General features: G+C 27.4%; 11 protein-coding genes. 7 read left to right on the top strand and 4 right to left on the bottom strand.

The annotated features are described in order from the left end of the window. Window positions 1-27: 27 nt before the first annotated feature. Window positions 28-1,950: a cell surface protein gene (locus Q6H37_RS15140; protein ID WP_318733591.1), complete on the bottom strand. Its 1,923-nt coding sequence runs from the start codon at window positions 1,948-1,950 to the stop codon at window positions 28-30. 512 nt (window positions 1,951-2,462) lie between these two features. Here Q6H37_RS15140 and Q6H37_RS15135 point away from each other — a divergent pair. Beyond that, window positions 2,463-3,944: a fucose isomerase gene (locus Q6H37_RS15135; RefSeq protein ID WP_318733589.1), complete on the top strand. Its 1,482-nt coding sequence runs from the start codon at window positions 2,463-2,465 to the stop codon at window positions 3,942-3,944. 65 nt (window positions 3,945-4,009) lie between these two features. Here Q6H37_RS15135 and Q6H37_RS15130 read toward each other — a convergent pair whose 3' ends face one another. Next, window positions 4,010-4,288 carry a late competence development ComFB family protein gene (locus Q6H37_RS15130; protein WP_318733587.1) on the bottom strand — a complete coding sequence of 93 codons (279 nt, stop codon included), beginning with the start codon at window positions 4,286-4,288 and terminating at the stop codon, window positions 4,010-4,012. A 296-nt stretch (window positions 4,289-4,584) separates the two neighbouring features. After that, entirely contained in the window at window positions 4,585-4,884 is a 300-nt protein-coding gene (locus Q6H37_RS15125; RefSeq protein ID WP_318733585.1) for a hypothetical protein, read from the bottom strand. Window positions 4,885-4,944: 60 nt separating this feature from the next. On the opposite strand from Q6H37_RS15125, the gene Q6H37_RS15120 reads away from it, so the two are divergent. Both Q6H37_RS15120 and Q6H37_RS15115 read left to right on the top strand, forming a co-directional pair. Next, entirely contained in the window at window positions 4,945-5,418 is a 474-nt protein-coding gene (locus Q6H37_RS15120; RefSeq protein ID WP_318733583.1) for a hypothetical protein, read from the top strand. A 13-nt stretch (window positions 5,419-5,431) separates the two neighbouring features. Next, entirely contained in the window at window positions 5,432-7,132 is a 1,701-nt protein-coding gene (locus Q6H37_RS15115) for a DUF2207 domain-containing protein (RefSeq protein WP_318733581.1), read from the top strand. A gap of 65 nt (window positions 7,133-7,197) precedes the next feature. Here the strand turns inward: Q6H37_RS15115 and Q6H37_RS15110 are convergent, their stop codons facing one another. Next, on the bottom strand, window positions 7,198-8,166 hold the full coding sequence (locus Q6H37_RS15110; protein ID WP_318733579.1) for an alpha/beta hydrolase: 969 nt from the start codon (window positions 8,164-8,166) through the stop codon (window positions 7,198-7,200). 174 nt (window positions 8,167-8,340) lie between these two features. On the opposite strand from Q6H37_RS15110, the gene Q6H37_RS15105 reads away from it, so the two are divergent. The 4 genes from Q6H37_RS15105 to Q6H37_RS15090 all read left to right on the top strand — a co-directional run bounded on the left by Q6H37_RS15105 (window position 8,341) and on the right by Q6H37_RS15090 (window position 14,453). Then, window positions 8,341-8,613 (top strand): acylphosphatase, encoded by a 273-nt coding sequence (locus Q6H37_RS15105; RefSeq protein ID WP_318733578.1) that lies wholly within the window; start codon window positions 8,341-8,343, stop codon window positions 8,611-8,613. Window positions 8,614-8,817: 204 nt separating this feature from the next. Next, window positions 8,818-9,132: a SoxR reducing system RseC family protein gene (locus Q6H37_RS15100; protein ID WP_318733576.1), complete on the top strand. Its 315-nt coding sequence runs from the start codon at window positions 8,818-8,820 to the stop codon at window positions 9,130-9,132. 71 nt (window positions 9,133-9,203) lie between these two features. Next, a complete protein-coding gene (locus Q6H37_RS15095; RefSeq protein WP_318733574.1) occupies window positions 9,204-10,892 on the top strand; it encodes a HAMP domain-containing methyl-accepting chemotaxis protein in 1,689 nt (562 codons plus the stop codon). Between the two features lie 186 nt (window positions 10,893-11,078). Further along, the gene (locus Q6H37_RS15090; protein ID WP_318733572.1) at window positions 11,079-14,453 is read left to right on the top strand and encodes a hypothetical protein; all 3,375 of its coding nucleotides are present in this window, start codon (window positions 11,079-11,081) and stop codon (window positions 14,451-14,453) included. Window positions 14,454-14,514 lie beyond the last annotated feature (61 nt).

Here is a 14,514-nt window from a genome sequence, read left to right as displayed (position 1 = left end):
TTATATTTAAATTACAAGGTTAATATGTTATTGTGCTACATTTACAATTCTTCCAGATAAATCATCATTTGAAGGAATATACTGGTAAAAATCTCCAGATAAACCATGGTTACTCAAAAGGCAAATTGTATTTTTACATTTTACATTAATGGAGTTTGTTAACAATGCATAATTTTCGTTAGTGGATTTAAAATTAAATACAAGTGTATTTCCGGTTATTTTTACTGAGTCGGCTAGTAGATTTTTGCCATTGGTGCTTGTAAATATAAAATCATCGGGCCTTAGGCCGCTGGAAATGTAGAGAGGAGTATCATATGTTATATAAACATTTACACCATCAGATTCTTTTGTTGCACTCCAGTAATTTGGAGCAGTTCTTGGAGGTAATTCATCATCATATATTTTAGATTGCTCATCTGAAAGAGTACACGCCACGCTAGCACCAGTTTCATCTACTAGGCTGTTAGGATTTATAACAAGTTTAGCAGATGGACCTTGAGCTTTTATAATATCTATTTTAGTTGGACTAGTATTAGTTTTTCCGTTGGCATATGTTACTGGATGAGCTGATATTTCTGAAGCAGTAGGTAAAGATTCAGGTACAAATCTAAGTATTAACCTATCGTCAACTACAGATGCAGCATCTGGTCTTACACCGCCAAATGTAAAGTCCCTTGAAGTTATATCATCTAATTCCCCACTAAATGAGACATCAATAATTAAGTCATCTTTATCATAATAACCTTTAATGGAGTTGCTTTTTACATATGTGTCATATAATTTTGGCTCAGAAATTGTGCCTTTGTATGATGTATCCTTTAATATGTTTTGTGATGCATCTTTGACATTGGAAACTGTTAAGCCAATTATATCATTGGAATTACCAGTTTTTTGAGTAGTATTGGTTGATATATGATAAGAGGAAGGAAATTCTATTCTTGCACTTTTAGAAGTTTTCCCAATTATTATATTTGCAGCTTCTGGTAATGGATTCACATTTCCTAATCCATCTATAAATTTATAGTTATTTCTATTTGCAATTGTATCTACATCCATGGCTTCGCTAAAGTAAACAATAATTTTATTGCTAGTACTTGATGATATATTTTTATACATTCCTGTTACAGAAGGAGCTGAAAAATTAGCATCTAATATGCACGTATAAGTATCCATTGCATTGTGTATTGTTGATGTATCAATTATATTTTCTATTACAAGTGTGTATTTAGAGTCAACTAATTTCCAATCTTCATTTTTATTATATGGATTACAATCTTTTAATTTTATATCATAAGTATCTGTGTTTTGAGTATCAGACTGGTTTTGTGAATTGTAAATACCACTAATATGATTACTTATATCTATATTACCTGTATCTAAACTATTCAATAATTTATAGTTTGTTACATTTGTGGCATAATTATAATCAACTTTTTTGTTGAAACATACACGAATAGTTTTATTGTCAATTACTTTTACACTTTTAACAGTAGGTTTTTCAGATACTGTTTGTCCATTAATTAACAAATTACCAAAGCTATCAGTTGATACTGTATTAGTAGTCAATTTTATAGCTGGTGTATTAGCAGATTCAGTAAAGGAATTTAAATCAAAAGAAGTACCTTTTTGCATACAATTAGCTATTTCTTTAGATATGGTATCGGATTCTATATAGGATTTTTTTTTATCATCATAATAAGCTCTAACAGTCATTTTCCTCTGAAGAAAATCATTATACAATTTAGCACCTGGATAATTTGATCCATGGATTGATTCAGACACTAAAGATGCTTTTAATGCATCATATTGGTATTCATATATTTTACCATCAGTACTATTTACAGCTATTGCTGTAGTTTTTGCAAATGCTGTTGAATTTATTGTTGATATTAACAAGCCTGTTACTGCAGCAGTTGATAATACAGCAAGTATTTTTTTGTTTTTATACATTTTTACATAACGCCTCCATACTTCTAATTCTGTAATAAAAATAATATGTCAGAATATTGACTTCTATTATTCATATATATTATATGACCATATAATAGGAAAATCAACATTATATGTAATTTGCTAAATATATTTGTGTATAATCCTTATATATCTAATTATGTTAAAATTATAGGAAACAAAAGCATATAAATACTTTTATTAAAGTGAAAAATGTTATTATATTGAGTAATTATAGCAAGGATAGTAAAATGTTAAACAAGTGAATAGCAAAGTTAATAAGTTCATAGATAACTCAAATAACATTGTAGAAATACAAGCAAAGAGTCAACAAATAGTTGCTGATTCTAACAAATTAATAAGTAATGAAAAATAAATTTTTTATAATATATTCAATTACAAAAATACTGCATAATTAACAAAAAATAGTTGTACGTACAAGTTATGGGTAGTATAATAAACTTGTACATAATATTTTTGTTGAATTTTTAATTATGGGGGGTGGAATTTAAATGATTAATATTCCAAAAGTAAAGTTGGGGATTGTAGCTGTAAGCAGGGATTGTTTTCCTATAGAACTTAGCAAAAAAAGAAGTAACGCAGTAGTTGAAGCTTGCAAAAAAGAGAAAATTGAAATTTTTCAAGTTGAGACAATTGTGGAAAATGAAAAGGATTGCTTAAAAGCTTTAAAAGAATTAAAAGATGCAAATGTGAATGCTTTAGTTGTATACCTTGGAAATTTTGGGCCAGAGGGTCCAGAGACAATATTGGCACAAAAATTTCAGGGACCAACTATGTATGCTGCAGCATCTGAGGAAGCAGCAGATGGTCTCGTAGATGGTAGGGGAGATGCATATTGTGGTATGCTTAATGCATCTTATAATTTGGCATTAAGAAAATTAAATCCTTATATTCCACAATATCCTATAGGTACGCCAAATGAAATTGCTCATATGATTTCTCATTTCCATCAAGTAGCAACAGTTATACTTGGTATTTCCAAGCTTAAAATTTTCAGCTTTGGTCCAAGACCTCAAGATTTCTTAGCATGCAATGCACCAATAAAGCCTTTATATGATTTAGGTATAGAAATTATGGAAAATTCAGAACTGGATTTATTTGAAGCATTTAATAATCATAAAGATGATACAAGAATTAAAGATATTGTTAAAGAAATGGAAAATGAATTAGGTGAAGGAAATGCATATCCTGGTATACTAGCAAGGCTTGCACAATATGAAATTACGTTAAAGGATTGGATGGAAAATAATCTTGGAGCTTCAAAATATGCAGTGTTTGCAAATAAGTGTTGGCCTGCATTTCAAACGCAATTTGGCATGGTACCTTGTTATGTTAATTCAAGACTTACTTCTCTAGGAATTCCAGCAGCTTGTGAAACAGATATTTATGGAGCTCTTAGTGAATATATTATAACTTGTGCTTCAGAAATGCCTGCAACATTACTTGATATAAATAATTCAGTTCCACAAGACATGTTTAATGATAATATTGAAAGCTTCAAAGGGTACAAGCTTAACGAATTATTTATGGGATTTCACTGTGGAAACACTCCAAAATGCTGTATGAAAGATGCAGCTATGAAATATCAACGCATTATGCATAGACAATTGGAACCAGGCAAGGAACCCGATATTACACGAGGAACGTTAGAAGGCGTAATAAGACCTGGGGATATAACCTTATTTAGACTTCAAAGTACAGCAGGAGCACAGCTTAGAAGTTATGTTGCACAAGGTGAAGTAATAGATGTAAATCCTAATTCATTTGGAGGAATAGGTATATTTGCAATCAAGGATATGGCGAGATTTTACAGATATGTATTAATAGCAAAAAGGTATCCTCATCATGCAGGTGTAGCCTTTAAACATATAGGAAAAGTTTTATTTGATGCTATGAAAATGTTGGGGGTAGAGGATATTTCATTTAATCAACCAGAAAATATGCTTTATAAAAATGAAAATCCATTTAAATAGTTATAAGATCATAAAAGCCAAATTTACGATTTAAGTTAAATTTGGCTTTATTTACATAATAAAAATTATTTTATAGCCATATTATTATGCTTGGGATTTTTAGAAACTTTATTAATTGATTGAATAAGTTGATTTAATACATCTGTTGTAAATTGATATTCTAATTCATTCATTTTTGAATAAAGTATCCCTTTTTGAGAAGCAACATATAAAGGCATGAATTTATTTAAAGTCAAAGCTTTTATATCATCTATGCATTTTTCACAGGTGCATATATTTGGATATTCTTTTAAAACCTTTGGAAGCATTTTATTAATAATTTCTTCCATGTAATTTTCAATCATTTTTACCCTCCGTAAAGTTATTTAGTTAGCAAATTTTATATATGATAGCTTGTATGATTAATAGAATTAAAATAAAATTTTTAATTAAATATAAGTGCTTTAAAAATTGTCAACATTGGAATTATTTAATATAATATATATCGGCGAATTTATAGCATTATTTAGATATAATTAAAAAAATAATTAAACATTGTAAATTGTGAATGAAATATATTTTAAAAGTATCCTTTTAAAATATGATATTAACTTTGTAAATAAAAAAAGAATCATTTTAGATTCTTTTTTATTTACAGAAATTAGTAATCAGATCTTATTAAAGTTAATTGCTGAAGGTCTTCAATTAGCTTTCTTTTTTTGGCTGCAGAGGCTTTCAAGTTTTGTAATTCCTTTTCTAGGACAAGGTTTTTACACTGTACATCTTTCAATTTTAAGCTTAAATTCTTATTTTCTTTCATTTTTTCTTGCATTATTGGAAGATACATAGTATCTATAGCATTTTTATTTTTTAGAAAAATCTTGTAATATCTTATAATATATAATTTTAATCTTTTAAGAGCTTTTAAGAAGTTAGTTGTTGTTGATTCTCTTTTATTCATTTTGACATCCCCCTTATGTTATTTTATACTAATTTTAAGTAGAAATGCAAGGAGGGCAAAATGAAAAAAAAATATGGTTTATTATCCAGATACATAAGGTCTTACAGTAAATCTAAAAAGAAACAAATTAGTGAATTGGATAATAAAAAAGAAAATATAAAGGTTAAACTTGAAGAAGAATTAAGTAAATTTAATAATCTTCTAAATTTAAGAGAAAGGTTTAAAAAGGAAAATGAAAAATATAATGATGTATATAATTCTTTAATAGAAATATTGAAATCTAGAGGTATAATTTTCAATATAAACAATAAATCAGAGCTTCAGGAGTGGGAAAAATTGATTATAAGGGAGGTTAATTCTCTTTATGTATTAGTAAATAAGAAGGGTGAATCAGTACATAGTATAGATAAAAACTATAGCGATACAATAAAGTACATAATTAATAACTATTATTATAGTGTGACAGTTATAAGGAAAGATGGTAATTTAGTAAAAGCTCAGTTGAGAATTTTAGAAAAACTAAATTCAAAATAAAGGGGGAAAAGCTTTGCGTAAAGTAGTATTAACATTTTTATTTGTATTATTGATATTTATTGTTCCTACAAAAGTTATTGCTGAGGAAAAAAATTATACTATAGATAAATTAAATACTGTTGCAGAAATTACAGAAAAAGGAGATGCAGAAGTTCAAGAAGAGATAACTTATACTTTTAATGGAAGTTTTAATGGTTTTTATAGGAATCTTTCTAAAAATAAAACTGATGGATATGTAATATCAAAAGTAGCCATGAAAGATAAAAATGCTAATGTAACGCCAATTTCTCCTGGCAGCAACTCAAAAAATAATACATATGAAATTATTGAGTCTGATAATAACACTCAAATAAAAGTATTTTCAAAAAGTGTCGATGAAAAGAAAACTCTAATACTTAATTATACAATTCAAGGTGCTGCAAATAGATATAAAGAATTTGGAGAGCTTTATTGGAATTTTTATAAAGTTGACAGCAGCAAGTCAATTAAAGATGTAAATCTTGACTTATCATTAAAAAATTCAAAATTTGATTTGAACAAATTTAAGTATTGGGTTTATGTAGATGGAGGAGAATTTAAAACGAATTATGATAGTAGTAGTATTAATATAAAGGGAAGTAATCTTACTTCAATTTTAGGGGTAAAGATTCATTTTCAACCAGAATTTTTAAAAATTGATGAAAAAACCTATAAAGAAAATATGAAAAATAATAATGAAGGTACGGATCTAAAAGAAAGTAAAAAATCTAATAAAGAAGATTTTGGATTTGTTTTTTTTGGTGTTATTGTAGCATTATGTGCTTCTTCAATTATATTTTTTCATAATAGAAGTAATAAAAAGTTCAAACAAGCACTTCAAAAATATAGAGAAAAATTTCGGTTTTTTGAAGGAGAGACTTTAAATACTAAACCAGAAGATGTTCCTCCAGCTATGGTAAATTTATTATATCATGAAAAACATATTTCTAATTCTACTATTCCTTCTACACTATTTTATTTATGCAAAAAAGGATTTTATACTTTGGAAAAGGATAAAAGTTTAAGATCAAAAGCATCAAAGGAAAATAAAGAAGAAGACTTATGCTTTTTAAGAAATGCTGATATTACAAGCCTTAATTATTCTCATTTAAAATATTTTGTGGAATGGATGCAAGCTTATGAAGAAAATGGATTTTTAACTCTAAGATATATTAAAGAAAAAGTAAGTTCTAGAGAAGGTGCCTTAGAATTCAAAAAATGTTTTTCAAAATGGGAAAAATTAATAAAGGAAGAAGGAAAAAGACTAAATTTTTATACTACTATAGAAGGTAAGCAAGTATTGAACAATGAAACTTACAATGAGAAAATTAAATGGAATGCTTATAAAAAATACATTTTAGATTATCTTTCAAACCATGAAGAATATAAGAATGAGCTTAACAATGAAGATATTCTAATATATGCTTCAGCTTTAGAAATAGATAATAGTTATTTAGAAAAGTTTCATGAAAAACTTAATAACCTTTATTATAATTCAGGAGATTCTAACTATTATTATATGTATAATGATTATTCATATTACCTCATGAACTTATATCTTTGGGACAGTATAGATGATAATATATATAATAACACTAAAAATAATAATGACAGCAGTGGTGATGGTGGTTTTGGAGGCTTTTCTGGAGGAGGAGATTTTTCCGGAGGAGGCGGTGGAGATTCAGGAGCATTTTAAATTACTTTTTTACAAAATAAAAATATTGCGAAGCAAAGTTTCGCAATATTTTTATATTATTAAATTTAAGTTGACAATAAAAAGTCTTTTAAAACTTCCTCATACTTTTTTGGATACATAAAATATGAACCTACATGAGTTGAGTCAGGAAAGCTAACTAATTTGCTTTTACTGTTTTTGAAAGATTTTTCTATTTTTAAGCTTTCAGTATAAGGAATTGTAGTGTCTTTTTTTCCATGTATCAAAAGTATAGGTATTTTAGATTTACTAACGCTGTTCACAGGATTTACAGTATTGTAGTCAACTCCATAAATGAGCTTAAAATTCAATAGTACCATGGGTACGAAAGGAAAGTCAGGAAGACCTGTCCAAATCTTCATATTAGAATGTAAATAAGTTTTTAAATCACTAAAAGGTGAATCTGCAATAACAAAATTTATATCGTTTGTTTTATCTATAGAGCTTAATGCAGTAGCTGCTCCCATAGAAAATCCTATAACCCCTATAGTGTTTCCAATACCCTTTGATTTTATAAAATTTACAGCTCCTAAAAGATCTTGCTGTTCCTTAAAACCAATAGTAACACCATCTCTTCCAGCATAATCACCATGACCTCTGAAATCAAATAAAAAAGTGTTATATCCTTCCTTTAAAAATATATTGGATAGCTGAAGAGCATCTACTTTTACGGAAGAAGGGGTTCTTCCACCAACCATAAATTTAGAATCTCCATATCCATGGCATACTATAACAGTTTTTTTGCTATTGCCATTTTTTATAAGGTAGCCATTTAATTTCACATTGTCATTAAAACTATTAAAATTTACATTTTCATAATTTTTTATTCCATAGCTTTCAATGTTAGGATGAAGATTTATTGATTTAGGATGACTAAATTTAATTACAATATAAACTGAAAAAGCTTCTAAAAATAAAATAGCAATTAATATGAAAATTAATACTATTTTTATAGTTTTATTTAAGCTTAAAAGTGGAATTAAATTTCCTTTTAATAATTCAGTTTTGTTTTCCATAGTTTATTACTCCTTTTTAAGCTTTGATTAATTATATTATAGTTCACATTTAAGATTATAGCATAAGGATTACGTATAGCGAACTAAATAATTATACGTGAAAGGCATAATTGAACAAGTAGTAATTTATGTGTAATATATTTACATAAACATTTAAGTTGGAAGGAGATTTTTATGAGTAGATATTTTATTGAAGTATTTGGAAGAGTACAAGGGGTAGGATTTAGGTATTTTGTAGAATATACTGCAAAAGCTTTTCAGGTAACAGGATTGGTAAAAAATTGTGAAGGTGGAAGTGTTCAGATAGAAGTACAGGGAATAAATGATAATGTGATTTTGTTTATAGATAAGGTTAAAAAAGGCAATAGATTTGCTAAAGTTGAAGATATAACCTGTAGAGAAATAGAGCCTATTAATAAAGAAAAAACTTTTAGAGTTATTTACTAAATACTGATATTGTAATACACAAAAGTATATATTATACTTAGAATTGAACAAAGTTTATTTTAGGTGATTTTTATGCAGATTATTTCAATTTTGAAAATTCCACAAAAGCAAGCAATACAGTAACATTATTGTATGGAGTTTTAACAGTTATTTATCAAAAAATATTAAATTTAAATGGAACTTTCACAGAGGAGTGTGGTTTGTATGAAAACAGAACAAGAAAAAATGTTTGAGAATGTAATTAACAAAAAAACGGAAAAATCACCAAAAAAAACAGAAACAAAAAAGACCAATATGTTATTAGCTGCTTTTATGATGTTTATTTTACCAATAATGCTTATATTTTTAGGTGTATTCTTGGGAGGATACATGGGAAAATCTATGGGAGCATCTATTAGAACTTTTCAAATTGCAGGGGGAGTAGTAGCTTTTATTCTAGCTGTTATAATTATAAAATTATTTGATAAGTCTGCTGTGATAGATAAGGATGCAGAAGTAATTCATTGGGATGATATGTAAATATATTATTGAGTTGAAAAGAGGCTTTATGGCCTCTTTTATTAAAAATAAATATCTTAGGAGGGATCAATATGAATTTGAAAATAAGATCAAAATTAATTTTGGCATTTGGAGTAATTTTAGTATGCTTTTTGCTTAATATTATAATCAGTATTAGCTTCCTTAATAATAATGATAAAAGTATAAGTAAAGTAAGAAATTTTACATATAAACAATTAAAATACTCATCTAATATAAATGTTTCAGTAATTGAGGTTCAGCAATTTTTATCAGATGCTTCTGCTACTAAAAACATGGACAGCTTTAAGGAAGCTGAAAAATGTAAGTCAACTTTTAAGGATTCATTAAAACAGCTTGAAAGCATAAATCCTAATATTAAAAATGAAACTGAAAAGATAGATAAAGATTTTGATAAATTTTACGAACTTGGAGTAAACATGGCAAATGTTTATATAAAAGAAGGTCCGGACAAGGGTAATGTATTAATGGCTCAATTTGATCCTATGGCAGCTAATTTGTCTAATGAAATTAATTCATTAAATGATAATGCTGAAGCTTCCATGAATTCAGATTTGCAAAACATACAAAGCACTATGAATAGGAATAAAGGATTTTCAATAGCATTAGGAAGTTTCTCTTTAATTCTGGCAATTATAGTTATAATCTTATTACAAGGTAGTATTTTAAAGCCAATCAATAGCATGTTTGTTATACTTAAGGATATAGAAAATGGACAAGGAGATTTAAGTAAAAGAATAAAAATAAAATCGGATGATGAAATAGGTATAATGGCTAAATCCTTTAATAATTTTATGGATCAACTAGTTAGCATGATAGAAAATATAAAGGAAAATTCTATGCTTGTATCAAAAAGCTCTGAAGTTCTAAATGAAGGAGCTGAAAAAAGTATAGAAAGCATAAGGCAAATAAATGAAAATATGATAGAATTGAATAATGGAAGTGAAAATATTTCTAATTCAGTAAGTGAAGTTGCTGCAAGTTCTTCTAATATTGCAGAATCAACACAAATTACAGCTGAAGAGGTTGAAAATATAAGCATAATGACAGGAGAAATTAATAATATTGCTATGGAAAGTGGTAAATTTGTAAAGAGTACTAGAGAAGAAATGAATAAAATTGAAAGCATCTCTTCAGCCAATATGGTTATAAATGAAAAATTAGGAGCTAAAGCAGAAGAAATTAGAAATATAATTGATACTATTAAATCAATATCGGATCAAACTAACTTACTAGCTTTAAATGCTTCTATAGAAGCTAGCAGAGCAGGAGAACATGGCAAAGGTTTTGCAGTAGTGGCTGATGAAATAAGGGAACTTTCTGAAAATAATAATGAATCATCTAAAAGCATTGAAAATATAATAGTGGGCATAAATGAGATGATAAAAAATACAATAGATTCAGCAGCACAAGAAGCATCTAACATAAAAAAGGGAAATAAAATGGTTGAAGAGGTAGTTATACAGATTGAAAAGATTATAGAAGGAATAAATAGTATAAACAGTAAAATCCAAAGTATAGCAGCATCAGCACAAGAGCAAAGTGCTTCAATTGAAGAGCTTACATCTACTATGGAAGCTGTAAGTAGTAGTAATTCAGAAATATCCACTGAGATAAAGTCTATATCTAATGGCGTTCAATTACAAACTGATATAGTATCAGAATTTGCGGAAATGGCCGAAAGTCTAAGCAATTCATCAAGTCAATTGAATGATTTAGTAGATAAGTTTAAGATTAAATAAAAAGTTTTATGGTATCTAAAAAGGTTGCTTTTATGTGGCAACCTTTTTTAAAATTAAAAAAATTTAAGATTAAGTTAAGGTAGACGAAATAATAATTATGTAAAATTGTAGTATTAAGGAATTTTGTCTAGTGTATGCCAAAAGACGATTTTACCTATAATATTTTTTAAGGAGATGAGAAAAAAGTTGAAAAATAATACATGGAAAAAAGCTTTAGGATTAATTCTATTTTCTATAGCAGCAATACTTTTTTTTGTTTTTGCACCAAGTTCTCAAGGAGAATTAGATTTTAATGTGAAAATGGATAAGAATCAAGCCATAAATGAAACAAAAAAGCTTGCAGAAAAGCATGGATGGTCATTAAAAAATTCTAGAGAAACTGCTTCATTTTCTTTAGATGAAAAAGCTCAAACCTATTATGAACTTAAAGTAGGAAATTTTCAAAAATTAAATTCTCTAATAAATAAGGAAGAAGGATATATACCAGCTACTTGGACAGTTAGTATTATACCAAAAGGAGGAAATGAAAAAGTTGATGTATATTTTACACCTTCAGGAAAGGTTTATGGATTTTATAAAAATGTACTTGATGATGTAAAGGGACCAGCATTAAGTGAAGATGCTGCAAAAACTATTGCCGAAAAAGAATCAGTAAATAACTGGAGCTTGAATTTAAAAGAATACAAATTAGTGGATAAATCACAAAAAATACAAAGCAATGGAAGGATAGATTATATTTTTAATTACATAAGATATATGAATATAGGAGAGGCAAAGGATAAGGTAGAATTACAGGTAAAGGGAGATAAATTAGTTAAAGTTCAACATTACCTTGATGTACCAGAAAGTTTTACCAGGAATTATGAACAACAAAGAAGCAGTAATGACAATATTGCAAATACATCATCTTTTATATTTTACATATTAATTTTTATAGTTGGATTTTTTTGCTTCTTTTATTTAAATAAAAGAAAAATGATAGCATGGAAAAATCCGTTGATTTTTGTTGTATTTTTGATTTTTATGACTCTTATCAATGGAATCTTTAATATGAAACAGGATTTGACTTATATGGATACTACATATTTAACTCCAACTTTATTTTATATAGTTAAAATATTTATATCTCTTATGACAGGGGTTTTAACAGGAATATTTACTTTTATTTCTATATGTATTGGTGAAGGATTATATAAGAAAACATTTCCTAACCATCTGAACTTTTGGAAGATGCTTTCTGTAAGAAATTTTGGTTCCTGGCAGTTTTTAAATAGAGTAATTATTGCATACGTATTTGTTGCATTAATGCTTATATATGAAACTATTTTTTATGGAACTATGAATCATTTACCTGGTTGGTGGCAGCCAGCTTCAATGATAACAGATCCTAATATACAAGGAAACTGGTTTGCATGGGTAGGAAGCTTTGCAGAAGCTCTTAATGCAGGTGTATTTGAAGAATTTGCTTTTAGAGCAATGCCTATTTGTATTGGTGTTTTAATAGGAAACAAATATAATAAGCGAAAATTGTGTATAGTGATAGCATTTGTGTTTGAAATATTGGTATTTAGTTCTGCTCATGCTAACTACCCTGGATTTCCTGCTTATGCAAGATTACTTGAACTTTTAATTGTAGCTCTAGGTTTTGGATTAATGTTTTATTTTTGGGGAATTATATCAGGAATAATAGCTCATTTTACTTATGATTTTATACTTATGTCTATGATGATCATGATAACACCAGGTAAAGCGCTTATGTACCAAAAAATTTTAATACCAACCATTGTAATTTTTCCATTAATTTTAGCTATATATGGAAGAATGAAAAATGGGTGTTGGATAGATATAGAAGAAAGTGTATATAATTCTGCAAATATAGAAGAATGTGTAGAAAAATCAAATAAAAATATAGAAGAAACTAGGAAAGAGCATGTTTTAGATATTGAAGAAAGAGAAGCTGATAAAATAGAAAGTTTTATTGAAACAAAGAAGAAAAATACAATAATTACAGTGATTACAGCATTTTTAGCTATTTTTGCTATAATATCGTTATTTACTATTGATTCAGTAATACCTAAGTTTGCTATTGAAAGGTTACAAGCTGAAAGCTTGGCAAAACAGGAAATTGAAAAAGAAGGTTTTAAACTTTCTAATGATTGGAAGGTTATAAGTAATGTACAAGTTAAAGATATATTTGAAAATGATAATGGAGTATTTGTATCTCAAGATTTTATTAGGAAAGAAGGAAAAGATAAATATAAATCTTTAATAGGAAATTATATAAACCCATTTAAGTGGAAGGTGAGATTTGTAAAGTTTAATGGTGATATTAATGAAAGAGCTGAAGAATTTCAAGTTACAGTTATTGATAAAAAGCATAATATAAATGTTAAACATATTCTTCCACAAAACAAGAAAGGAGAAAAACTTACTAAAGAACAAGCAGAAAGAGTACTTTATAATTTTATAAAAAATAAATATGCAATAAATAGAACAGATTTAAAAGAAATTTCAGCAAAAGAAAATAAATTAGATAACCGCACTGATTGGGCCTTTACTTTAGAAGATAAAACCACTAAGCTTAAAATTTATAAGCCTGAAATAAATGCAGTAGTTTCAGGAAATGAAGTATTGCAAATAAACAAAACACTGCAGGTTTCTGACAGCAATCAGAGCCAAATGCTAAAGAAATATGCTTGGATATTGATTGTTGTAATTATATTAATAATAGCCTTTGCTATACCAATAATATGGATAGGAATAAAAGCTATAATTGCTTGGAGTAAAAATCAAATATCTAAACCTATATTTTTTAGATTGTTTTTTATACTATTAATCTTAAATATAGTATCCTTATTTTTAAATATGCCTGAAAAACAAATGGAGTTTTCAACTACCAGTTCCTTTGAATCACAATTGATAACTTCTGTAGCAGGAGGAATGTTTGGAAAAGTAATTGTTTCATTTATTCAAGCGTCAATAATTGCATATGCAAAGAACTTTTATAAGAAAACTTTAAAACATAACTATTTTAATGTAATGGCGATTTTTTGTATCGTTTTGATCCTCTTTTCTATTTCAAATATTTTTACAGGAAGAAATGTACTAGAAGTGGATAGATCTATATATTGCTCCTTAGGAGCTTTAAATAAATTTTTAGGACAATTAACTGCTATGTGTACCTCATATATAGGTAAAATAGCCTTGTTTTTTGCAATACTTATGGCCGTTAAGAATCTTAAAAATAGATGCAGCAAGATAGCTTTGGGTATTTTACTCATAGTACCTTATGGAATAGCAAGTTCTTTTTCATCTTCATCACCAGCAATGTTAGTGTTCTCATTGTTATGCGGAGTAATTTATATTTTGCTTTATAAATATTTCTTTCAGTATAATGCTGCACTTAGTGCTGTTTTTATTGGAATAATGTACATACTATCAAATGTTAAAGGTATTGTTTTAAATCAGTATCCTACTTTAAATGTAAGCGTTGGGCTTTCTCTAATAATTACAAGTTTTTTAATTATATATACTTATAATATTTTAGAAAAAGAATTTTAAAAAATAGAATTACTATTGACTACCATACAGTTTCAGTGTACTATGTACATATAACACTAAG

The sequence above is a fragment of the Clostridium sp. JS66 genome (assembly GCF_033561535.1).
GTDB classification, from domain to species: domain Bacteria; phylum Bacillota; class Clostridia; order Clostridiales; family Clostridiaceae; genus Clostridium_AM; species Clostridium_AM carboxidivorans.
The sequence above is the reverse complement of the archived record's forward strand: the minus strand, read 5'-3'. Positions and strand labels throughout refer to the sequence as shown.